The following is a 22,479-nucleotide window of genomic DNA, read 5'->3' as shown; positions in this document are numbered from 1 at the left end:
AATATTCGTATGTTAATGGCGTGTTAATAAAGAGGCGCAAGGATGCGCCTGCGCGGCGGCTAGCCGCGGGAGGCTGGGCCTGACATATGCAGACCCTGTCGTTGCAGACAAATAGAAGGAAGCTATTTGCCTGCCTGATTAATAATAGGAGCCTGTCCCGTGTCCGACCCCAATCCTTACCAATCGCCGTCCTCAGAAGTGATGGATGAATCCAATTCGCCCGGCGTACTGGGTTCGCCGCAAAGCATGCCCGCTGGCTGTGGCTGGAGCTGGATTGCGGAAGGCTTTGCAATATTTCGCGCCGGTCCAGGGCCTTGGATGGGCATGATGATCGTGTACGTTCTGATCATGTTTGTGGTGGGGATTTTGCCTTTGATCTCCATTGTTCTGGTGAATATTCTGGCGCCTTTGCTGATGGCGGGTTTTATGATCGCCAGTCGCAGAGGCGCGACCTCGGGACGCATTGAGTTTGCCGATATGTTCGCCGCCGTGCAGGAAAAGTCGACGCCGTTGATTCTGTTCGGCCTCATCGTTTTGGGATTCTCCGCATTGATTATGATCATCTGCGGCGTATTGTTTTTTTCCTCGGTGGCGGACTCCATGGACGCGGCGCAATTCGGCGGCGCGCCTGACGCCAAGTTCCTGCTGGCGGTTCTGATCTATCTGGGATTATTAATACCGCTGATGATGGGCGCCTGGTTTGCGCCGGCGCTGATCGTATTTCACGATCTGGGCCCCTGGGACGCGTTCACTACGAGTTTCAAAGGCTGTTTGGTGAATATCATTCCGTTTCTGCTGTATGGAATCATTTCTCTCATACTCATGATTCCGGCGATGATTCCTCTTTTTCTGGGAATGCTGGTGCTGGGACCGACGCTGATTGGCTCGATCTACGCCGCCTACAAGGATATTTTTCTGGTCACCGAGCAACAGTGAGCGGGACTTGGATTCCTAGGGTCTGATGCTGCGCAATAGCGTCAGCAGGTCGGGCGCCAGTTGCGCGTAGCTGGCCAACAGGCCGGCGGCGTCCAGGGCGTCGGCTTTGCTGGCCAGGGCATTCTCCTGCACCTGATCCACCAGTCGATGCAGATAGCGTTCTCCGCGCAGACGGTTCACTGCGATTTCCGATATCGGCGCCAACAGCGGCGCGATGGCGATGGCGGCGACTACGCCGGCGGCGGCTCCGCTCCAGGTCACCCAGGCGGGCGCGCCGGCCCATTGCACCCAGAGCGCCCCCCACCAGGATTGCTGCGCCAGATACAGGCTGCTCGCCATGGCGCTGCCGGTAGCGACGGCGCTGCCGAAGGTGGCTTGTCCGCCGAGACTCTTGCCCAGCGCGCCGATCAACAGAAATACCAGTAGATCGCGTCCGCCTTCCCGGGGGCCGCTCAGAGACTGCATACGCTGACTCAAAAACGACTGAATCTCCTGCTGATGGCCCTGCATATGCGGCTGACGCATCAGCTCGCCGCATTCCTGCAGTTCTGGAATATGGCGCTCCATCAAGCGTTGGATCTGGTTTTGCAAAGCGGGCAGCTGCAACAGTTCTTCTGTGATGATGCGCAACATCGCCTGTTCCTTGCCTGATAACTCCGTCTGTACCGCTGTTTTTTTGCGGCGTATCAGCTTGCCGGCGACGCGGACCAGCCCTCGCGGCAGGCTCATCAGGTCCGCCGGGATATCGCGGCGATGGGTCCAGTGGCGCCGCAGAATGGCTTTGGTGGAAGACATATGCTCCGCGTACACTTGGGGCACGCGGGCATGGGCTTCAGTGAAGTGACGCAGGAGCGTTTGTTCAATGTCCTGCTCAAGCTGATCTGTGGCGGAAGCGTCTGACACGGTGAGGGCGCTGCTCAAAGTAATGGGTTAATGCGCTCACGATTTTACCCTATCGCGCCGCAAACCGGCATAGCGCTTTGTTTTCCCCTACAGCCTCACGTTGGTCAGCCAGATGTACTGGTAGGGACGCAGGATAATCTGGCCTACCCGATCCTCGAACGCCTGCTCGGAAATCAAATCGAACCACTGATCGGTGGAGATCAGGTTCAGCTCCGCCAGATTAATCGTCTGCGGCTGATCCGAAACGTTATGAATGGCGAAGATGCTTTGCATGCGATCCTGGCTTTGACGCCAGAATGAGAACAGCGCATCTCCAGTGTGCAGAGTGTATTGCGTGGCGTTGGGATGGAAGGCTTTTTGGCGCTTGCGGGTGGCGATCAGCTTCTGCATGGCGGCGAATACTTTCGGATGATGTCCATCCCCTTGCAGCGCCTGCTCCAGATCCTGCTGACGCCAGATGTGACGATTGATGGAGCGGAACTGACCGGTGTGCTCCACCCGTTCATGATCATTTTCCGTTCCGACCAGACTGTGAATATAAAACGCGGGGACGCCCTCCAGCGCCAGCATGATGGCGTGGGCGCAGAGGTAACGGGCGAAGCCCAAATGGTCGGGGCCATGCTGCACGGTGCCGCTGAGCGCGTTCCACAGACTGATGTTGATCTCATAGAACTTGGGCTGGCCATCGGGACCGGTGCGGGCGCTGGCCTTGCCGCCGAACTTCTGCATGGTGGATACCAGCGCATCCAGCTCCCACTCGCTCAGCAAACCCTCGGTCGGGCGCAATCCCACGCCGTCATGGGAGGCGATGAAGTTCAGATAAGTGGTTCCCTGTTGCGCCGGCGGCATGCTCATCAGCCACTTCTTCAGGTACTCGCAACTGCCGGTGACCAGACTGTTGATTAGTAATGGCGGCAAGGAGAAGTTGTAGATCAGATGAGCTTCGTTGGCGTTGCCGAAATAGGTCAGGTTTTCGTGGTTGGGAATATTGGTCTCGGTAATGATGACCGCGTCATGGGCGCGATGCTCGATCAGCAGACGCAACAGCCGGATCATTTCATGTGTTTCCGGCAGGTTGATGCAGGAGGTTCCGGGGACTTTCCAGAGAAACGCCACCGCATCCAGCCGGAACCAGCGCACGCCTTTGTCCAGATACAGGCGCAGTATGCGCAAAAACTCCAGTAATACCTGTGGATTACGGAAGTTCAGGTCGATCTGGTCATGGCTGAAGGTGCACCAGACATGACGGACGCCGTCAGCCGTGGCGACTTCCCGCAGCAGCGGTGAGGTGCGCGGCCGCACCACTTGCGATAAATCCGTGTCGGGAGCAGCTTCCACAAAGTAATCGGCGCCGGGCGTCTGTCCCGATTTGTAGTTCTCGAACCAGAGCGAACGGCTGGAGCAATGGTTGATGACCAGATCTCCCATCACCTTGAATTCACGGGTGAAGGCGGCGGTATCCTCCCAATCGCCGAGGGCGGGATTCACGGTGGTGTAATCCATCACGCTGAATCCGTCGTCGGAACTATAAGGAAAAAACGGCAGAATATGCACGATGCTGATGCAGTGCCTCAGCTGGCTGCGTAAAAACTCATGCAGGGTCTGTAGTGGCGGCTCGTTATCGCTGCGTAGCGTATCGCCGTAAGTGATCAGTACGGCGTCTTCCTGAGACCAGGGGTTGCGGTGAGGCTGGGGAGGCGGCGCGTTGGGCTCCAGTCCGAATGTGTCCAGACACTCTTTGACGAAATTAAGCGCGTTGACGTCCGGATACAGCGTTTTGATGTGCTCCATCAGGCGCTGCTCCAATTGAGTGAGCGAGGCGTGCTCCATAATTTTGCAGTTCTCCTGGTCGGAAAAGAGGGTTATCCCAAGGCGTCACCTACAGCATAGTCTGTGACTGGATGGTTCGGGCGTCTCCGTGGCGACGCCGAAACCCCAGTGGACTTTACTGGACGGCGAACTCCCGCATGTCGGCGTCAACGGCGTCATAAAGGCGCGTCAGCACGCTGGGAAAGGCGCTGATGACCCGGTTCCAGGACGGGATGAACGGCGCTTCCATCGGATGCTCCAGAAAGTACTCGCCCGCCTTCATGATATTTTTGGCGAACAGCTCCACAGCTTGTTCTTCATGGTGCACGTCGAGGGCCAGTCCATTGATTTCGGCGTCGTTGCGATAGGTCTCCACAAAATCCAGCGCAATGCGGAAATAGCAGGCCTTGATGGTGCGGAAGGTTTCCTGATTGAAGACGATGCCCTGGGTGGCCAGCTTGCGGAACAGGGCTTTGGTGATGTCGATGGACATTTTCGACAGCCCGGTGTCGTCGTTGTCTGCGGACAGGTCCTGGTGCTTGTGGTCGTAAACGTCGGCGATGTCCACCTGACACAAACGGTTAGTGGAATAGTTGCGCTTCATTTCGCTGAGGACGCCGATCTCCAGGCCCCAGTCGCTGGGGATGCGAATGTCGTTGATCACGTCTTTGCGGAATGAGAACTCGCCGGCCAGGGGATAACGGTAGCTGTCCAGATAGTCGAGGAAATCCAGGTGACCGAGTACTTTCTTCAGCGCCCGCAATAGCGGCGTCACCAGCAGACGGCTCACGCGGCCGTTAATTTTGCCGTTGGCCACGCGGGCGTAATAGCCTTTGCAGAATTCATAGTTGAAGTTGGGATTGGCCACGGGATAAATCAGGCGCGCCAGTAACTCGCGGTCATAAGTGACGATATCGCAGTCATGCAGGGCGACGGATTCGCAGGCGCCGGAGGCCAGCACATAGCCGAGGCAGAACCAGACGTTGCGCCCCTTGCCCGGTTCCCGCGGCGACAGCGACTCCTGCTTCAGTTCCGCGTCGATGGCGCGCAGTCGGGGACCGTCGTTCCACAGCACCCGATGGCGCTGCGGCAATGCGGAGAAGAATTGCAAAGCTTCCCGGTACTGCCCTTCATCCGCCCGGTCCAGACCAATGATAATTTCCTCCAGATAAGGCACTTTGCATAAGTGTTCCAGGATGCGCGGCATGGCTTCGCCCTGCAGCTCTGAATACAGGCAGGGAAGCACCAGCGCCAGGGGTCTGTGTTGAGAAAATGCGACCAGTTCCCGCTCGATATCCTCCAGTGGACGACGGGACAGGTTATGCAGGGTGGTTACTATGCCGTTTTGATAAAAATCGCCCATGCTTGATCCTCTTTATTGTCGGCGTGCGTCCCCTGAATGAAGCCGGAACGCCGCAGCATTCCGGCGCAGGTTACGAACGCATGGATGGCGCGTTCAGCGACTGTTGCGACGCAAGCACCTGTTCTACGGCTTCGGCCCAGCCTTCGGGACCGAACTTCTTGGTCAGGATGCGCTCCTTGCGCTCCAGGGAGGGCGGCAGATGCGAGGGAGAACGCACTACCACCGCAATATCCGCGGCGTTGAGCATGGCGATGTCATTATGGCTGTCGCCCAGGGCCATGCTGACCAGCGTTTCGCCGCAACGTTCGGCGTAAAGCTCCGTCAGCCACTGCATGGCGGTGGCTTTATTGAACTGCCCCATCACATGCAGGAAGCGGCCGCCGCGTAAAATTTGCAAACCAGTGTCATTGAGTTCAGCGGTAAACTGTTTTAACGCCGTCGGACTGTCCTCCCAGACCAGCGGCTCCGTGAACTCGCGTTGCTTGGCGAGGGCCGCATCGGCTTTGGATAAACCAGTGAGCGACGCCACCGTTTCGGCGTCCATTTCGTAAAAGCTCTTGAATCCGTAGGAGCCTTTGAACTCCTGCAGCACGTCCAGAATATGCTGACGGCTGGGACCGAAGCTCTTGGCGTAAAACTCTTCGCTGACATGCGCGCCGCAGAAGGGCTCCTGGAACTGGGACTTGGGCAGATACACCGCGGCGCCGTTCTCAACGATGAACGGGTCCTGATGATGCAGCCTTTGGCGCAATGCGCGCAGTTCGGCGTAAGTTTTACTGGTGTTCCAGACGCAGGGAGTGCGCCATTGCTTTAACTTGGCCAACGTGGGTAATGCTGAATCCGCAGCGTAGGTGTGGTGATCGAGCAAGGTGCCGTCCAGGTCGGTGTAGATAATTAGCTGGCTCATATCGTTCCCACTGGGACTATCGTCCGGTTGATGTCGTTGTGACGGTGTTTCTGCAAATCCGATACCAGCTTCCCGGCAGCATGTATGTTTCTCGCTTTCGTTCCTTGTTCGATCTGGTCTGGTATGGCATGACGGTGCGGAGAATCCCGATTAGTGCGTTGGATGCGCCCTAAAAGCGGGCGCCAAAGGGGCGCAAGCGCCAGGGCGCCTTATTTTGGTGCGCGTAACGCAAGAAAATCTGTTCTCTTTTTCTTTTACGCTTCCGGGCGGGTTGGCGCAACAGGATGGCGGATGCTGGCGTGAGTCAGCCGCTGAGAGGAATACACACAATCAGCTACAAATTTCTGCATGTCATCCATATATAAATTAAGCTATAAGAAACGGATTAATAAATCAGCCATACGGAAAAGGCGCCTGCGGCGCGCGCGACGAAAAGCTTACATAAATCGTTAACGGTAAACGCATAGCTGAAACTCACGAAACATCCCGCCGGCAAGCGCCCAAGGCGCACGAACCGAAACAGCGTCGATGGAAACGACGAAAATCTCCATCTGCGCTTAACTGAATCGGGTACGCATGAAACACGAAATTAAGACGATCGAACTTCCCTGCGGCAAGCTTGAGGTGGGTATGTTCGTCAGCCAGCTGGATCGTCCCTGGCTGGATACGCCGTTTCCGTTACAAGGCTTTTTGCTGCGCACCCGGCGTGATATCGAATTACTGCAACAGTTTTGCGATTACGTTTATATCGATACGGTTAAAGGGCGCAAACCCAAGGGCGGCGTCTCGCCTTTGTCTGTAAACATCAAGGACTCTCTGCAGCGTCGTCGCAAACTGTTGCCTGACGTCAAGCTGCACAATTATGTGGATGTCGCCCCGCTGGAAGAAGAGATGCCGGTGGCCAAAGCGCTGTACAAGGATTTCAGCGCCAACGTCGCCTATCTGATGGATGAAATGAGTCGCGGCGCCTCCTTCCAGCTCAAGAAATTTCAGGCCCTGGTGGCGCCTATGGTGGAGAGCGTTATCCGCAATCCGGACGCCTGCGCCTTGATGGCCCGCATGAAGAATCAGGACTCCTACGCCTACAAACACTCCATGAGCGTTTCCGTCTGGTGCGTCATCATGGGGCGCCAGTTGGGTCTGTCGCAGAAAGATCTGGAGGAGCTGGCGGTTGGCGGGCTGTTATTGGATGTGGGCAAGCTGCAACTGCCAGCGGAGCTGTTGATGCAGGCGCGCCGCCTTGAAGATCATGAGTTCGAACTGATGAAAAGCCATGTGGCGCGCGGCATGGAGACCGTGCAGAACATCGAAGGCGTCAGCCGCACGATATTGGCCATGGTGGAGAATCATCATGAGCGCCACAATGGCTCCGGTTATCCTCGGGGCATGGCGGCGAACACGATTCCTATCTACGCGCGCATCGCCTCTCTGGCGGATTGCTATGACGCCATCACCAGTCAACGTCCTTACGCTCATCCTCTGCCGCCCTCTGAAGCGGTGCGCAAACTGTATGAATGGCGCAACGTGGAATTTCAGGCGGAACTTGTAGAAGAGTTTATCCAGGCGGTGGGCATCTATCCTGCCGGCACCCTGGTCGAATTGACCGACGGACAAGTGGGCATCGTCATCGGAGAATACCGCTCCAGACGTCTGCGTCCCCGTTTGTTGATGTTGCTGGATGGCGAGAAAAACCTCTACGACGTCCCCAAAGAGCTCGATTTGCTGGATTGTCTGGAAACCAGCGCAGGGCGGCCGCTGCATATCGAACGCAGCCTGGAGCCGGGCTCTTATGATATTGATCCTGAAACGCTCTATATCTAGATGGAGTCATCATGAGCGACGCCCTCAACACGACGACGCCGCAGCGCAGTGAGTTTCTGCAGGAACTGCGGCGCGCTGCGACAGTGTTGCCGGAGGGGCGCACGCTGGGCGTCATTGTCTTCGATCTGCGGCGTTTGCTGAGGACCAACGAAGTCTATGGCGACGTGGTCGGCGATCACCTGTTTCAGGCCGTCGGCGAGCGCCTGCATAAACTCAGGGAAGGAAAAGGTCCCGTCTTTTGCGTGGGTGACGGACGCTTCGCCATCACGGTGCAGGCGGTCAGCGCGGCGATATTGCAGTTGGCGGCGCAGCAAATGCTAAAGATGCTGGAACAGCCCTTGGATATCGATAGTCATCGTCTCAGCGTACATCTCACCTGTGGCGGCGCCAGTTATCCCGCTCATACCTCCAAGCCTGAGACCTTGCTGAATTGCGCGGAGCAGGCACTGTCCGGGGCCAAGTATCTGCGCGTGCGTTATATGGATTACAGCGACATGCCTGAAAGCCATCGGCTGGGAGACTGGAATATTGAAAAGGAAGTCATTCAGGCGATTGAGCAGAACTCCCTGGAGCTGTACTTCCAGCCCAAAATTCATATTCCCTCGCAGACCGTCGCCGGCGCTGAAGCGTTATTGCGGTGGCGCAGTCCGACCCGAGGATATGTGTCGCCGGAACTGTTTATTCCCTATATCGAAAACGCCGGTCTTTCCTATGAGCTGCAGAAGTGGGTGCTCAACACCGCCTTGCGCCTGGGACGCGACTGGCTGGACCGCTATCCTGACTTTGCCCTGGCGGTGAATATCTCGCCGGAGTTCGTCTCCAATCCTGAACTGAGCAATCTGGTGCTCGGAGCGCTCGGCATATGGGACGCCGAGCCGGAAAACCTGGTGCTGGAGCTGACGGAAACGGTGCTGTTATGGGAGCGCAACCGCAGCATCGATAATCTGGAGTCGCTGAGAGTGACCGGCGTGTCCGTCGCGATTGACGACTTCGGCACCGGTTACTCATCGCTGGAATATTTCAAAGATTTGCCCGCCAACCAATTAAAGATCGATAAGGCGTTCGTTTTTCGCATGCTGGACCATCCTGCGGACGGCGACATGGTGGGTCTGATGATCCGGCTGGCGCACATCTTCGGCATGCAGGTGGTGGCGGAGGGCGTGGAGGACGCCGCCTCGTTGCATCGTCTGGCCGCGATGGGCTGTGAGCAGGCGCAGGGCTATTATTTTTGCAAACCCATTCCCCGTGACGCCTTCACCGAATGGATGCATGCCTTTGATCCGGCGCAGTATTTCCGCGAAGACGCCTAGCGCTGCGCGTTCGTCTCAGGCGCTCATCATTGTCAGCGCAGTGTCCAGCATACGATGAGAAAAACCCCATTCGTTGTCATACCAGGCCAGCACCTTGACCATGCCTTTATGAGACTGGGTATGGTTGGCGTCGAAGATGGCGGAGGCGGTGGAATGAGTGAAGTCGATGGAGACCAGCGGCTGGTCGTTGTACTCCAGGATCGGCGTCTCCCGGCTGGCCGCCAGCATCATGGCGTTGATCTCCTCGGCGCTGACATGGCGCGCCACTTTCAAAGATAAATCCAGCAGGGACACATTGGCGGTGGGCACCCGCACCGCCATACCGGTCAAACGCCCCTCCAGCCCCGGCAGCACCTTGCCAATGGCGCGCGCGGCTCCGGTGCGGGTGGGGATCATGGACAGCCCGGCGGCTCTGGCGCGGAACAGATCTTTCTTATGCGCCAGGTCCAGCAGATGCTGGTCGTTGGTATAGCTGTGAATGGTGGTCAGCACACCTTGTTCGATGCCCAGGTTTTCATGCAGCACCATCGCCACCGGCGCCAGGCAGTTGGTGGTGCAGGAGGCGTTGGAGACGATAGTGTGACGGGCTTCAAGCACATGTTCATTGACGCCGTACACCACCGTGGCGTCGGCGTCTTCGGAAGGGGCCGAAATCAGCACTTTCGAGGCGCCGGCCATGATATGGGCTTCGGCCTTTTCCCGTTTGGTGAATTTGCCGGTGCATTCCAGCACCAGATCCACATTGGCCACCGCCCAGGGTAATTCCAGAGGGTCGCCGTGTTGCAGCATGGCGATGTCGTCGCCGGCGACGCGCAACAGTTCGCCACTGAGCCGCACTTCCTGATTGAATTTGCCATGAATGGAGTCGTAGCGCAGCAGGTGAGCGCAGGTCTCCCGGTCCGCCAGATCGTTGATCGCCACCACCTGGATCATGTCCCGATATCCGGACTCATAGATAGCGCGTAATACATTGCGTCCAATGCGACCGAAACCGTTGATGCCGACCCGTATCATATGTAACCCCTTCGCATGGCCTTTTTGCGGCGGCCGCCCCTGGCATTGTCCGTTAACAGAGTGACTAGGTTAAGTCTTTGATCTGTGTACGAAATGACGCCAAGGGCAGACTACCAAGTTTATTTGCATAAACTTAAGTATAGAGCCTGCGCGAAAGTTCGTTATTTCAGGCTATTAAAGGAACATGGTTGGCGGCGGATGCTTCGCGCGCAGGCGCGCGTGGGCCTCCTGCAAACGGTCCAGGTGCGTCTCCCTCAGCTCCGGCTGCTGTTGCTGATCCGACTGACTGGTCAGCACCAACAAATGCTCTTTGATTTCCTCCGCGGTCGCCTTGGTTTCCGGGTGCATGGCATGCAGGTGCGGCGCCGGCGCACGGCGCAGTCGCACCTGGCGTTCACCATTGAGGGCGGGCGCGGGTTTGCGGTCGTCCAGTTCATACAGGTGCACTACATTCAACGCGCAATCGGGCACGGCGATGAAGTTACCGGCGCCATGGAGAAGAAAAGGCATCCATAACTGTCCAGTGCCGGGTTCGGCCCCCAGGCCCGCATAGCTGCAGATAAACTGGCCGTCCGGGGTAAACACCTTGAGGGCGCGGTTGACCAGATCGTTCACCACCAGATGGCCATTGACGTAATGCACGCCCGTAGGCAACAGAAAGTGATCGCCGGTCTCGCCGTATCCAGCCTGGCCAAACGCGCCGACGTAAGTTCCGTCCGCCTCGAAAATCTGAATGCGGTTGTTGAACTGATCGCTGACATAGACGCGTCCTTGTTCATCCAGGGTCACGTCGCTGGGGGAATGAAACTCTCCTGGTCCGGCGCCAAGGCGGCCGAAAGTGCGCACATGACCGACAATGCCGTGACTGTCGATGCGCCATTGCGAAATCCGATGATTGCCGGAATCCGCAATATAAATGTCTCCCTGCGGCGATACCGCCATGCCCATTGGCTTTGACAGTTCCCAGGGATCGTCGCCGGGTCCGCCGAAGAAGGTATAAAGCGTCAGGTCGTTGATGAATGGGTTGTATTGCAGGACGGAGATAAAGCCGCTCAAGTAGTTGCCGAGCAGCAGCAGGGGGGCGTCTGCATCGATTTGCCCGGGCAGGGGATGTGACGGCTGGTAAATATCTACGCCCAGCATGCCGGCGAACATGGCGTAACTGATCTGCTCGGGGATTTCCACTTGTTCATTGAGGTCCGAATGCAGCACCGTGCGCGGCACGGCGTTCATCATCCAAACGCCCACATCCGGGTCTTCCCGCACATTGAGAGCGGAACGCCACCACATCTGACAGGCGTCCCAGTAATGGAACCACCATTGCGCGGACATCTGCGCCGGCCAGAACGGAGAAGAGGCGTCAATTTGTGGCGAGGTTATCCGGGGTTTGTCCACCATCGCCACGGAGGTCACATAGTAAAACTGGCCCGGATTGCTGCGCGGGTTGCCTGCCTGGGCGATGAAGGTGGGGGTATCCAGACCGGGAATCAGATCTTTGGGATCGAGCAGATAGACTGTCGCCAGAATGGGATCGGACACCAGCAGCCGATTGGTTTTGCCGGGGACGGCAGTGACCTGGATAGGGGCGAAGAAGCCGTGCATGGAGTCCAGCGGCTGCCCTTCGCGATCAAAGACGCCAATCTGATATTCGCCGCTGCCGGGAATATACAGGCGGCCATGGGCCACTGACACATCCCGGGCGACGCCCAGACCGGTCAGTTCGCTGCGCCCGCTGGTGGCGAATGGAACGCCTTTGCCCTGCAGATCGCAACGGAGCACGTTGGCGTGGCCGGTGTTGGCGATGTACAGGCGACCCTCGTCGTCAGAGCTGAGGCCTTGCGGCCACAGCAGCGTGAACTGTTCTCCGCCGCAGTCGATATGCTGGATGTCGTGGCTGAATTCGCCACTTTCAGTGAAAATAGCGATACGGCTGTCGCCCTCGCTGTTGGCGTAAAATTCATCCGCTACACAGAGATGACCGTCAATAAAAGTCAGTCCATTCGGCCCCACCAGGGGCTCTTTCTGCTTATCCCCAAATACATTGACTACATCCAGCTGCAGATCCTTGCGATAGGCGATGACCTGGATGCGACGATTGGCCAGATCCGACACATACATGAGCGCCTTTGTAGGGTGCGGGCACAGACGGAAGGGCATGTTGAAACGGCCGGGTTCCTTGCCTGGACCTCCGAATACCGCCAACACCTCGCTGAGGTAAGGGTTCATGATCACCAGACGATTGTTGCCGGTGTCTGCGATCCAGACGCGCCGGTGACGGTCCACCGCCAGACCGACTGGCGAGTTGAAGGTGAACTCAGGATGGGTGGCGAGAACGAAAGGCGTGGCGGCGGTAGCGGCGGTTTCAGTATGACCAAGCGAAGAGCGATAACTCAGCAGCATGACGGGCTCCCTTTCTGACTGAGCGATACAGTCGGTTTCCGCCCTGGCGGCCTGATCTGTAAATCACATCACGGCGGCAGAAACCATTTTCCCTCTGCGACCAGCTCATGCAGCGCGTCTTCCAGATCTTTGAGCAACATGGCGGCGTGATCGCGCTTCTTGCTCACGACGAAACGCGCGTCCAGGGAGGACAAACGCTTGCGATGCAGGTCCTGGACCGGCTGTTTCTTCAGCTCCAGCCGCATAGGTCCATCATAGTTTAGTAGATAATCGCAACGTTTCACTTTGAGCATGCCAATGGCCTGGGCATGGTTGAAAGCAGAGCAGTCACGGATGCGGTTGACCGGATCGCGGAGAAAACTGATGGCGCCGCCGTAACTGAATCCGTGCAGCAGGACCACGCTTTCTCCCACCAGATCTTCAACGCGGTTAATGATCTTCTTGTCGCCTTGCCAATAGGCGTTGAGTTCGATCCGGGCGACGATGGAGTCGCCGACCAGAGTGGCGCCAGTAAATTCCGGCAAGGTGGCGAGCCCGATCCAGAGATCGATCTTGCCGTCCGCCAGCTCAATCGCCATGCGTCGGGTGGGGCGGGAGACGGCGCGCCAGGAATACTTTTTTTTCTCCAACAGCATGCGCGCGAGATCAATGAGATAGCCTTCCGGCTTTCCCTCGTCATTGGTGAAGAAAACAGGTGGGAATTCGATGTAACCGACGACGACTTCTTTGTCTTCCGCGAGCAGATCGTGAATGTCGACATCAGCGAGAACGGGCGACGAGATCCACGCCAGGGCTCCCGAAAGCAACAACGTAAACAGACGGTGAAAGGTGTTCAAGATGACTCACATTGAATGCATAAGCGTTCAGCCGACGCTCGGCGTTTATTCCGTCAAAACACAGGAGAGAATCCTGCAGCGAAAGTCCTGTTCGCAGTCGTCAATGCGATAATGTCAGCCGAACGGAATGCGAGTTCCGGCGGCTGATGCGGGCGTATGACCCTTCTGACGGTCTGCCTGAACAATGCTATAAAGCATAGCATTGTTGCGGGCAAACAATAGCGGTGGATTAGCCGTCGGATTTTTCAGCTTTGACTGACAGCAGCTCAACTTCGAACAACAAGGTTTCGTTCGGGCCGATGCGACCGTTGCCGCCAGGGCCATAAGCCAGTTTGGCGGGGATGAAAAGCTGCCACTTGGCGCCGGGCTTCATCAGCTGCAGCGCTTCAGTCCAGCCGGGAATAACGCCGTTAACCGGGAAGGATACAGGCTCGCCGCGTTGTACGGAGCTGTCGAATACTTCGCCGTTGATCAGGCTGCCGGTGTAATGCACTTCAACGGTGTCTTGCGCTTTGGGGCTGTCGCCTTCGCCAGCTTTCAGCACTTTGTACTGCAGGCCGCTGTCAGTGGTGACAATGCCTTCTTTCTTAGCGTTATCAGCCAGGAAGGTGTCGCCTTTCTTGGCGTTTTCCTCAGCCATCTTCTCGAACTGCTCCATTTGCTTCTTCTGCATGGCCTGCTGATATTGCTGAACCTGCGCAGAGATCTCTTCGTCGGTCATCATGGAAGGCTTGCCGGCGTATGCGTCGGCGACGCCTTTGGTGAAGCTCTCGATATCCAGCTCAGGCATGGAGTCCGCCAGACGACGACCGAACATTTGACCGAAGCTGTAGCCGGTTTTTTGCGCGTCGTTAGTGAGCTTTTCCGTTTCCGCATGGACTGCGACAGGCAACGATAACGCCACAGCGCATAGCAGACCGCTCATGCTGGCTAACGCTTTTTTCATAATTATTCCTCAAAAAAATTAGATGGATTGGCAGTATAAAGCGCTTTAAGGTACAGCTTTTTGGCGCCCTGCGCTAGGGGATGTCAACGCCGGGATCTGGCAGTATCCCGGGCCTGGTTCACAGTTCTAACCGCCGTTGACTTGTTGCAACTGCTTGTTGCGTTCATTCATGAGGTCGCGCACTGCCTTGGCTTCATCCATGATGTTCAGCGCGCGTTCGAAACTGAGGGTGTCTTTGTTTTCCGCCTCCTCCAGAGTCTTGCGCGTCTCGGGAGGCAAACCGTCGCGAGGAGATCCGGTGGCGACCTGGCGCTCTTCCTTCTTCTCTGTGGGGACCGACTGAATAATATTGGTTTTGTTGCTGACGCTGATCACGTCGACATTGACGCCTTCGGGGGGCGGGGCGTCGCTGTACTGCAGTACGCCGTCAGCGTCGCGCCATTTATAGACCTGGCGCACTACTTCCTGCTCCGGCAGCTTTTTGTCCATGGTCATCAGCGTTGGCGTCTCGGTTCCTTCCGGTAAGGGCAGCCGCCACATGGGCGAACCTGTCTTATCTTTAATAAAAAAGGGCAGGGCGAGGGCGACCCCAAGCGAGGCCAATGTCAGAAATCGAAAAATCCACTTCAAAGGTTTACATCTCCATGACCAGATTGGCGGCCACCAAGTTCAATTGCGCCTGATTCACTTCCTGCGCGTCATTGAGACGGGAGAAGTAATCAAGCAGATTGCGACGGCAAAGAGCAACCGTTTTTACCGCTTCCTGCGGCGCTGATAAATCCTCTTTCCCCGTACCTGATAGTAAAGCATAAATAAGCGATATTTCGTAGCGTTCAGCCGCCAGTTCCAACTGAAGAATGCGCTGTCTGAGCGCGTTTTGGCGGCAGTCTTGTTTATTCAGCGCGTTACGTGCGGTTCGCAGCGGCAGAACAATTTTTGCGCGCCAGGAATCGATGGCGCTGAAATCGCTGGCGGGGTTAAAGCGACGCTGACGCAGGGCGAGCCAGCCGCAGGCGAGCAGCAGGTTCACATCGGCGCCAAACTGGTTTTGCCATTGCAGACAGATTGCCTGAGTTTGCGGGTGTGCATAGCGCGCCAGAGCATAGTCCCAAAGCGGATTGTCCAACAGGGGCGGGCCGCCTTGGGCGGGGTTTTTGGAGGCCTCGGGCTGAGGCCTGTCAGGGGCGCTTTCGCTCATAGAAAACTCTTTAATGAATCGATGGCAAGCGTGCTAAAATCCGCCGCCATGTTAAGTCTAAATCAGTTATCGATCCAACGTTCCGGCCAGTATCTGCTGGAAAACGCCACTGTCACCGTTACGGCGCGCAGCCGCGTCGCTATTGTCGGCCCTAACGGTTGCGGTAAATCCACTTTGTTCAGCCTTATTCTGGGGGAGATCGGCTCCGATTCGGGAGACATTTCCTTTCCTGGCGGAACCCGTATCTCCCACATGGCTCAGGAGACGCCCGCGCTGGATTGCTCCGCGCTGGACTTTGTTCTCGACGGCGATAAGCGACTGCGTCAATTACAGGCCGAACTGACCCTGGCGGAGCAGGCGGACGACGGCGTCGCCACTGCGCGCTTGCACCATGAGCTTGACCTGATTGACGGTTACAGCGCCGAAGTGCGCGCGCGCCGCCTGCTGGAAGGCCTGGGCTTTCCGACGCACTGGCACTCGCGTACGGTTGGAGAGTTTTCTGGAGGCTGGCGCATTCGACTGAACCTGGCGCAGGCGCTGATGTGTCCGTCCGAACTGTTGCTACTGGATGAGCCCACGAACCACTTGGACCTGGATGCTCTGGTCTGGCTGGAGAATTGGTTGCTGCGTTATCAGGGGACGTTGTTGTTTATCTCCCACGACCGCGATTTTATTGATCACCTGGCGACCCATGTGCTGCATTATGATCAGCGTTCATTGGTGCTTTACGCCGGTGGCTATAGCCAGTTCGAAGAAGCGCGCGCGATGCGACTGGCGCAACAGCAAGCGTTGTATGTGAAGCAGCAGACCCGTATCGCGGAGATCCAGTCTTTTGTGCGGCGCTTTGGCGCTAAAGCCACCAAGGCGAAGCAAGCCCAGAGTCGCTTGAAAGAACTGGAGCGTATGGAGCTGATTGCTGCGGCGCACGTGGATTCGCCGTTCAGTTTTTCTCTGCCGTGCAGCGATAAGATTTCCAGTCCGTTGCTGGTAGTGGATGACGGGGGCTTGGGATATGGCGCTGAGCCCGTATTGCAGCATGTAAATCTGACGCTGTTGCCCGGCGCTCGATTAGGCGTCCTTGGCGCTAACGGCGAAGGTAAATCGACCCTGATCAAAACGCTGGCGGGACAGTTGCCGTTGATTTTCGGCCGCAGAACAGGCGGTGAACATTTAAGAATTGGTTACTTCGCGCAGCATCAATTGGAAGCGTTGGACCCAGGCGCAACGCCGATGCAGCATCTGCAAAAAGTCAGGCCGCAGGCGTCGGAGCAGGAAATTCGTAATTTCCTGGGCGGATTCGGTTTCCCCGGCGAGCAAGCGGCGGGCGACATTAAGAATTTTTCCGGCGGTGAACGGGCGCGTCTGGCGCTGGCGTTGATCGCCTGGAACAAACCCAACCTGCTATTGCTCGACGAACCCACCAACCACCTTGATCTGGATATGCGCCACGCTCTGAACATGGCGCTGCAGGAATACCCTGGCGCGGTCATCGTCGTTTCGCACGATCGTCATCTGTTGCGGGCAATGGCGGACCAGTTCGTCTGGGTGCATGGCGGCCGTATGGAGCCCTATAACGGCTCCCTGGAAGACTACGAAAAAGAGTTGTTGAGCCGGTTGCGCGCGAATCAGCCGGAAGCGGCGAAAAGCGATGACTCCGCCGACGCCGAAATGCAGGAAAGCGCGGAAGACCGTAAGCGTCGAAAGCGTGACGAAGCGGAAAAAAGACAGCGTTTAAGCCCGTTGCGGAAAAAAATAGCTACACTGGAAGCTGAGATAGAAAAGTTGCAGGGCAAACTGCAGGAAATTGAAGCGCAATTAGGAGAAGGAGATCTTTACGAGGATCAAAACAAGGAACAACTGAAAGCGCTTCTGGAATCCCAGCGGGTGAACCGCCAACGTCTGACTGAGGCGGAAGAAATCTGGCTGGAGCTTAATGAGGAGTTGGAAGGACTGCTCTGATCGGCCTATCTCTCTATGCGTATATATGCCTATAGACCGCTTCGCCGCTACGGAGTTTAGTTAGAGTCCTTGCAACCACGATAATCACAATATATTCGCAAGGAGTATTCCCATGAAACTGTGGAAACGCACCCTGACCGGGCTGGCAGTCGGCCTGTGTCTCTCCTCCGCTCTTCAAGCCGCTGAAACCATCAAAATCGCCATCGCAGGACCCCAATCCGGGTCAGTCGCCCAGTACGGCGAGATGCAGTTTAACGGCGTGCACGCAGCCATTGACCTGATCAACAAAGCAGGAGGCGTCAAGGGCAAAATGCTGGAAGCAGTTGAATATGACGACGCTTGCGAGCCCAAGCAGGCTGTGGCGGTCGCCAACAAAGTCGTCAACGATGGCGTGCAGTATGTGGTCGGACATTTGTGTTCCGGTTCCACCCAGCCCGCCACCGACGTCTACGAAGACGAAGGCATTCTGGCGGTGACCTGCTCCACAAACCCTTCAATCACCGAACGCGGCTTCCGCTACATTTTCCGCACCATCGGTCTGGACTCTGCGCAAGGGCCCACCGCCGGTAAATATATCGCGGAACACCTCAAGCCCAAGCGCGTGGCGGTAATTCACGACAAACAACAGTACGGCGAGGGCATCGCCAGCTCTGTAAAAAGCACCCTGGAAAGCATGGGCGTTAATGTTGTCGCGTTTGAAGGCGTTACCGCCGGCGATAAAGACTTCTCCTCCCTGATTGCGAAGCTGAAAAAAGAGAACGTCGATCTGGTTTATTACGGTGGTTATCACCCAGAACTGGGTCTGATTCTGAGACAAAGCAACGACGCGGGCTTCAAGCCTCAATTCATGGGACCGGAAGCGGTTGGCAACAAAGAGATTTCCTCCATTGCAGGACCTGCCTCCGAAGGTCTGATCGTAACTTTACCCGCCAGATACGACCTGAACGCGAATAACGCGGATGTCGTAGCGCTGATGAAGTCAAAAGGGCAGGATCCTACTGGACCTTTCGTGTGGACCAGCGTTGCAGCCGTGCAGTCACTGGTTGAAGCGATGAACAAAGTGGGCGATGGCGATACTGAAAAAGTCGCGGATTACCTGCGCGAAAACACCATCAATACGTCGATGGGCCCTCTGACCTGGGACGACAAAGGCGACCTTGAAGGCTTCGAGTTCGGCTTGTTTACCTGGCATCAGGACGGCACTTCCACACCGCTGTAATGTATTGAACGAAAGGGGCGCCATCTTGCGCCCCTTTTCCCACTCTCGATTTCTTACTTTTCTAACCCATCAGCAAGTGTTTTCTTTAATAAACACTGAGTACTTTGCTGACTGAACAGCCTCAGGCTCAGCTGTCCTCTTCCTTGAACTCCATATCAATACCGAACTTGGTGAGCAGGCCTTTCTCCGCTTCCAGGTCAGCGCTGGTCAGCGGGCGAGATTGCAGCCAGTCTTTCGGGAAAATCAGCGTTAATGATCTTTTGTTCGCTTTCACTTTGACGGAGTCCAGCACTTCGCAGTTACGTGAGTGTTGCAAGACCACCGCAAGTCGCAACGCCACGGCTAATTGCTTCAATGGATCAGCATCTTCCAGCGCGTATTCGTCGAAAACGGTATCCAGAATTTTCCGGCGGTGAACCCGAATCAGCATCGCCAGCGATTGCTGGGTCTGTCGGGAAAATCCCGCTAGGTCGGAATAGCGAATCAGGTAAGCGCCGTGTTTGTGGAATTGAGTATGGGAGATAGCCAGACCGACTTCATGCAGACGCGACGCCCAACGTAGTAGTTCAGTCAGCTCTTCGTTTGGCAGTTTCCACTGCTCCGCGAGCTGTTTCCATAGCGCTACGGCGGTTCCCTCGACGGCGGCGGCATGCTCGCGGTCGATATGATAACGCTCCTGCAGGCTGTTGATGGTGCGTTCGCGCACGTCCTCATGATGGATGCGGCCGATCATGTCGTACAGCAAACCTTCGCGCAGGGCTCCGTCGCAGAACTCCATTTCTTCGATTTGCAGCACATCGAACGCCGCCATCAATATCGCCAGTCCCGCCGGGAAAATCGACAGCCGGTCTTTACGTACGCCAAGCTTGGTAAGCTGGCTGATTTTACCCAGACGTACAACTTCATCTTTGAGTTTAACCAGACCATCTGGAGTAATTTTATGCATGCCCCACTGGTTGTGGGTGAGCACTTGTTCGATGGCCTTGATGGAGCCTGAGGAGCCGACGCAATGGTGCCAGCCGACGTTGCGGTAGCGATTGCGTATGTTGAGCAGCTCACGGGAGGCTTCTACAAAGGCGCGGGCGAATTGTAGCTGAGTGATCTTACCGTCGCCGAAAAAGCGGTCCCGGTAGGACACGCACCCCATGTGCAAACTTTCCAGCTCTTTGGTTTCAAAGCGTTGGCCGATGATGAATTCGGTGCTGCCGCCGCCGATATCAATGACCAGCCGGTTGTCGGCGTCGTCGGAAAGTGAGTGGGCGACGCCAAGGTAAATGAGTCGCGCTTCTTCCCGTCCGCTTATCACTGAAATGGGGTGGCCGATAAGTTTTTCCGCCCTGCGTATAAAGGCGCGGGCGTTTTTCGCTACCCGTAATGCATTAGTGCCTACAATCTGCACTGCGCCGCGGGGCATGCCGCTGATGCGCTGCGCGAAACGCTCCAGGCAGGCTAACGCCCGATGCTGGGAGGCTTCGTCGAGGAAGTTGCGTGCGTCCAGACCTGCTGCGAGTTGGACTTTTTCGCCTAGTTTCTCCAGCGGCCGGATTTCATTGTGAACCAGCTGGGCGACGACCATATGGAAACTGTTCGAGCCCATATCGATGGCGGCGATCAGCTCCGGAGAAGTAGGCGCCGGAGAGACGGCGTCCGCCGGGGTGGTGGATGATATTGTCATGAACTCTCTTGAAATCCTTGCGCTAAACCTTATATTTAGGAAATCTCGTTTTAGATTGTCAACTTGCTTGCTGAATTAGTCGACCTAAGCGGTCAATTTTCAGTTGTACTGATTGCTCCAATATTAAGGTCAGCCGACCGAAATAAGCCGGCGGAGAATGGAACCACTTCTTTCACAGGACGTCAAAGTCATTTTCCTAACCGGATTTTAAGGTTATTTTTACCAGGCCCACCTTATATAGTAGTCGGTAAAAGCATTCACCTCTTAGCCAGGATTAAATAATGAGCAGCCGAATTGTTAACGTAACTGATGACTCTTTTGAAAGTGAAGTCTTGAAGGCCGATGGCCCCGTGCTGGTGGATTACTGGGCTGAGTGGTGCGGTCCCTGTAAGATGATTGCGCCAGTATTGGAAGAGATCGCGGAAGAATATGGCGATCGTCTGAAAATCTGCAAACTGAATATCGACGAAAATGAAAAGACTCCGCCCAAGTTCAGCATCCGTGGTATTCCAACGCTGATGTTGTTCAAAAATGGCGCTGTAGATGCGACCAAAGTAGGCGCGTTATCCAAGTCCCAGCTGACGGCTTTCCTGGACAGCAACCTTTAATATACGCCCTCTCTGAGCGGGGGTCTGACCCCTGCTCAAAATGCGCGTAATTTTCTGGACGAAGGCTATAATTCAACCTATACTGATTTTGCTTTCAACTTTTTGGCGATAGTCCTCCTTTCGCTGGATTAATAAGTAAAACGATAAACTCTTCCATCTATAACCTAACCCTCTCCAATCAGGTCAACTGTTTTTCGATCCTATGAATCTTACTGAATTAAAAAAGAAACCCGTTCCTGAGCTATTGACCATCGCCGAAGAAATGGGCCTGGAAAATATGGCTCGCTCCCGCAAGCAGGATGTGATTTTCAGTATTTTGAAAAAGCACGCCAAAAGCGGCGAAGACATCTACGGCGATGGCGTTCTGGAAATCCTGCAGGATGGCTTCGGCTTCTTGCGTTCCGCGGACAGTTCCTACCTGGCCGGCCCTGACGACATCTACGTCTCACCCAGTCAAATCCGCCGTTTCAACCTCAGAACGGGCGATACAATCGCCGGTAAGATTCGACCGCCGAAAGACGGCGAGCGTTATTTCGCGCTGTTGAAAGTCAATGAAATCAACTTCGACAAACCTGAAAACGCCCGCAACAAAATCCTGTTTGAAAACCTGACGCCTCTGTTCCCGCAGGAAAGATTGCGTCTGGAAGCCGGCAATGGCAGTACGGAAGATTTATCAGCGCGTATTCTGGATTTGGTCGCGCCTATCGGCAAAGGGCAACGCGGTTTGATCGTATCGCCGCCGAAAGCCGGTAAGACCCTCCTCATGCAGAACATCGCCCAGTCCATCACCCGCAACAATCCCGAAACTCACTTAATGGTTTTGCTGATCGACGAACGCCCTGAAGAGGTGACCGAGATGCAGCGCACCGTACGTGGTGAAGTGGTTGCGAGCACCTTCGACGAGCCGCCGGCCCGTCACGTTCAGGTTGCTGAGATGGTTATCGAAAAAGCCAAGCGTCTGGTTGAGCACAAAAAAGACGTAGTGATCCTGTTGGACTCCATCACTCGTCTGGCGCGCGCATACAACACCATTATCCCGTCCTCCGGCAAAGTTCTGACCGGTGGTGTGGACGCCCATGCGCTGGAACGTCCCAAGCGCTTTTTCGGCGCTGCGCGGAATGTCGAGGAAGGCGGCAGCCTTACCATCGTCGCTACGGCGCTGATTGACACCGGCTCCAAAATGGACGAAGTGATTTACGAAGAGTTCAAGGGCACCGGTAACCTGGAAGTGCATTTGGACCGCAGAATTTCTGAAAAACGCGTCTTCCCTGCGATTAACATCCGTCGCTCCGGCACTCGCCGTGAAGAGCTGCTGATGTCTGAGGAAGAGCTGCAAAGGGTGTGGATCCTGCGCAAGCTGCTGCACTCTATGGAAGACGATATCGCCGCGGTGGAGTTCCTGCTTGATAAGCTGAAGGACACCAAGACCAACGACGAATTCTTCCAGGCCATGAAAAAGCGCTAAGCGCATGGCTGACCTGAGATGAGTTTAAGCCCCTGTCGCCCACCGGCGCAGGGGTTTTCTTTTATCCGCTGCGCCTATATTGTGCGCCTATGAATCCATCGATCCCAGCC

Annotated in this window: 18 protein-coding genes; 7 read left to right on the top strand and 11 right to left on the bottom strand. The window is 56.1% G+C overall.

Annotated elements, in window-relative coordinates:
* The first annotated feature begins 159 nt into the window (after nt 1-159).
* Nucleotides 160-936, top strand: a complete 777-nt coding sequence (locus tag ONV78_RS00745) for a BPSS1780 family membrane protein (protein WP_279500281.1) — start codon at nt 160-162, stop codon at nt 934-936.
* 15 nt (nt 937-951) lie between these two features.
* On the opposite strand, the gene ONV78_RS00740 is transcribed toward ONV78_RS00745, so the two are convergent.
* The 4 genes from ONV78_RS00740 to ONV78_RS00725 all read right to left on the bottom strand — a co-directional run bounded on the left by ONV78_RS00740 (nt 952) and on the right by ONV78_RS00725 (nt 5,918).
* Complete coding sequence (locus ONV78_RS00740; protein ID WP_279500279.1) at nt 952-1,839, bottom strand: hypothetical protein; 888 nt, start codon at nt 1,837-1,839, stop codon at nt 952-954.
* An 87-nt stretch (nt 1,840-1,926) separates the two neighbouring features.
* Nucleotides 1,927-3,669, bottom strand: a complete 1,743-nt coding sequence (locus tag ONV78_RS00735; RefSeq protein WP_279500277.1) for a sugar phosphorylase — start codon at nt 3,667-3,669, stop codon at nt 1,927-1,929.
* A gap of 115 nt (nt 3,670-3,784) precedes the next feature.
* Complete coding sequence (locus tag ONV78_RS00730) at nt 3,785-5,011, bottom strand: glycosyl transferase (protein WP_216735462.1); 1,227 nt, start codon at nt 5,009-5,011, stop codon at nt 3,785-3,787.
* Nucleotides 5,012-5,081: 70 nt separating this feature from the next.
* Nucleotides 5,082-5,918, bottom strand: a complete 837-nt coding sequence (locus ONV78_RS00725; protein WP_279500275.1) for an HAD-IIB family hydrolase — start codon at nt 5,916-5,918, stop codon at nt 5,082-5,084.
* Nucleotides 5,919-6,494: 576 nt separating this feature from the next.
* Here ONV78_RS00725 and ONV78_RS00720 point away from each other — a divergent pair.
* Together ONV78_RS00720 and ONV78_RS00715 are read left to right on the top strand one after the other, a co-directional pair.
* Entirely contained in the window at nt 6,495-7,739 is a 1,245-nt protein-coding gene (locus tag ONV78_RS00720; protein WP_279500273.1) for an HD-GYP domain-containing protein, read from the top strand.
* A gap of 11 nt (nt 7,740-7,750) precedes the next feature.
* Nucleotides 7,751-9,049, top strand: coding sequence for a GGDEF domain-containing phosphodiesterase (locus ONV78_RS00715; RefSeq protein ID WP_279500271.1), 1,299 nt, complete (start codon nt 7,751-7,753; stop codon nt 9,047-9,049).
* 15 nt (nt 9,050-9,064) lie between these two features.
* Here ONV78_RS00715 and gap read toward each other — a convergent pair whose 3' ends face one another.
* From gap to ONV78_RS00685, 6 genes are all read right to left on the bottom strand, one after another.
* On the bottom strand, nt 9,065-10,063 hold the full coding sequence (gene gap / locus ONV78_RS00710) for a type I glyceraldehyde-3-phosphate dehydrogenase (protein WP_279500270.1): 999 nt from the start codon (nt 10,061-10,063) through the stop codon (nt 9,065-9,067).
* A gap of 174 nt (nt 10,064-10,237) precedes the next feature.
* Entirely contained in the window at nt 10,238-12,463 is a 2,226-nt protein-coding gene (locus ONV78_RS00705; RefSeq protein WP_279500268.1) for an NHL repeat-containing protein, read from the bottom strand.
* Between the two features lie 68 nt (nt 12,464-12,531).
* Nucleotides 12,532-13,299 (bottom strand): transporter substrate-binding domain-containing protein, encoded by a 768-nt coding sequence (locus tag ONV78_RS00700; protein ID WP_216735468.1) that lies wholly within the window; start codon nt 13,297-13,299, stop codon nt 12,532-12,534.
* Nucleotides 13,300-13,528: 229 nt separating this feature from the next.
* Nucleotides 13,529-14,245 carry an FKBP-type peptidyl-prolyl cis-trans isomerase gene (locus tag ONV78_RS00695; RefSeq protein WP_127968006.1) on the bottom strand — a complete coding sequence of 239 codons (717 nt, stop codon included), beginning with the start codon at nt 14,243-14,245 and terminating at the stop codon, nt 13,529-13,531.
* 126 nt (nt 14,246-14,371) lie between these two features.
* On the bottom strand, nt 14,372-14,875 hold the full coding sequence (locus tag ONV78_RS00690; RefSeq protein WP_241566945.1) for a DUF4124 domain-containing protein: 504 nt from the start codon (nt 14,873-14,875) through the stop codon (nt 14,372-14,374).
* Between the two features lie 4 nt (nt 14,876-14,879).
* Nucleotides 14,880-15,443 (bottom strand): TIGR02444 family protein, encoded by a 564-nt coding sequence (locus ONV78_RS00685; protein WP_279500263.1) that lies wholly within the window; start codon nt 15,441-15,443, stop codon nt 14,880-14,882.
* 21 nt (nt 15,444-15,464) lie between these two features.
* Here ONV78_RS00685 and ONV78_RS00680 point away from each other — a divergent pair, with 21 nt between their 5' ends.
* Together ONV78_RS00680 and ONV78_RS00675 are read left to right on the top strand one after the other, a co-directional pair.
* Nucleotides 15,465-17,402, top strand: a complete 1,938-nt coding sequence (locus ONV78_RS00680; RefSeq protein WP_347815404.1) for an ATP-binding cassette domain-containing protein — start codon at nt 15,465-15,467, stop codon at nt 17,400-17,402.
* A 112-nt stretch (nt 17,403-17,514) separates the two neighbouring features.
* On the top strand, nt 17,515-18,621 hold the full coding sequence (locus ONV78_RS00675) for a branched-chain amino acid ABC transporter substrate-binding protein (protein WP_216735471.1): 1,107 nt from the start codon (nt 17,515-17,517) through the stop codon (nt 18,619-18,621).
* A 127-nt stretch (nt 18,622-18,748) separates the two neighbouring features.
* Here ONV78_RS00675 and ppx read toward each other — a convergent pair whose 3' ends face one another.
* Nucleotides 18,749-20,296 (bottom strand): exopolyphosphatase, encoded by a 1,548-nt coding sequence (ppx, locus tag ONV78_RS00670; RefSeq protein WP_216735472.1) that lies wholly within the window; start codon nt 20,294-20,296, stop codon nt 18,749-18,751.
* Nucleotides 20,297-20,577: 281 nt separating this feature from the next.
* Between ppx and trxA the strand changes: the two genes are divergently transcribed.
* Entirely contained in the window at nt 20,578-20,904 is a 327-nt protein-coding gene (gene trxA, locus ONV78_RS00665; RefSeq protein WP_011394274.1) for a thioredoxin TrxA, read from the top strand.
* A gap of 202 nt (nt 20,905-21,106) precedes the next feature.
* A complete protein-coding gene (gene rho, locus ONV78_RS00660) occupies nt 21,107-22,369 on the top strand; it encodes a transcription termination factor Rho (protein ID WP_011394275.1) in 1,263 nt (420 codons plus the stop codon).
* The last annotated feature ends 110 nt before the right edge of the window (nt 22,370-22,479 follow it).

It is taken from the genome of Hahella sp. CR1 (assembly GCF_029813005.1).
GTDB lineage: Bacteria > Pseudomonadota > Gammaproteobacteria > Pseudomonadales > Oleiphilaceae > Hahella.
The sequence above is the reverse complement of the archived record's forward strand: the minus strand, read 5'-3'. Positions and strand labels throughout refer to the sequence as shown.

Excerpts from the sequence above, each read along its gene's own strand:
- ONV78_RS00735 (WP_279500277.1), bottom strand. The coding sequence starts at position 3,669 with ATGGAGCACGCCTCGCTCACTCAATTGGAGCAGCGCCTGATGGAGCAC.
- ONV78_RS00730 (WP_216735462.1), bottom strand. The coding sequence starts at position 5,011 with ATGGGCGATTTTTATCAAAACGGCATAGTAACCACCCTGCATAACCTG.
- ONV78_RS00725 (WP_279500275.1), bottom strand. The coding sequence starts at position 5,918 with ATGAGCCAGCTAATTATCTACACCGACCTGGACGGCACCTTGCTCGAT.
- ONV78_RS00720 (WP_279500273.1), top strand. The coding sequence starts at position 6,495 with ATGAAACACGAAATTAAGACGATCGAACTTCCCTGCGGCAAGCTTGAG.
- ONV78_RS00715 (WP_279500271.1), top strand. The coding sequence starts at position 7,751 with ATGAGCGACGCCCTCAACACGACGACGCCGCAGCGCAGTGAGTTTCTG.
- gap (WP_279500270.1), bottom strand. The coding sequence starts at position 10,063 with ATGATACGGGTCGGCATCAACGGTTTCGGTCGCATTGGACGCAATGTA.
- ONV78_RS00705 (WP_279500268.1), bottom strand. The coding sequence starts at position 12,463 with ATGCTGCTGAGTTATCGCTCTTCGCTTGGTCATACTGAAACCGCCGCT.
- ONV78_RS00695 (WP_127968006.1), bottom strand. The coding sequence starts at position 14,245 with ATGAAAAAAGCGTTAGCCAGCATGAGCGGTCTGCTATGCGCTGTGGCG.
- ONV78_RS00685 (WP_279500263.1), bottom strand. The coding sequence starts at position 15,443 with ATGAGCGAAAGCGCCCCTGACAGGCCTCAGCCCGAGGCCTCCAAAAAC.
- ONV78_RS00680 (WP_347815404.1), top strand. The coding sequence starts at position 15,465 with ATGGCAAGCGTGCTAAAATCCGCCGCCATGTTAAGTCTAAATCAGTTA.
- ONV78_RS00675 (WP_216735471.1), top strand. The coding sequence starts at position 17,515 with ATGAAACTGTGGAAACGCACCCTGACCGGGCTGGCAGTCGGCCTGTGT.
- ppx (WP_216735472.1), bottom strand. The coding sequence starts at position 20,296 with ATGACAATATCATCCACCACCCCGGCGGACGCCGTCTCTCCGGCGCCT.
- trxA (WP_011394274.1), top strand. The coding sequence starts at position 20,578 with ATGAGCAGCCGAATTGTTAACGTAACTGATGACTCTTTTGAAAGTGAA.
- rho (WP_011394275.1), top strand. The coding sequence starts at position 21,107 with ATGAATCTTACTGAATTAAAAAAGAAACCCGTTCCTGAGCTATTGACC.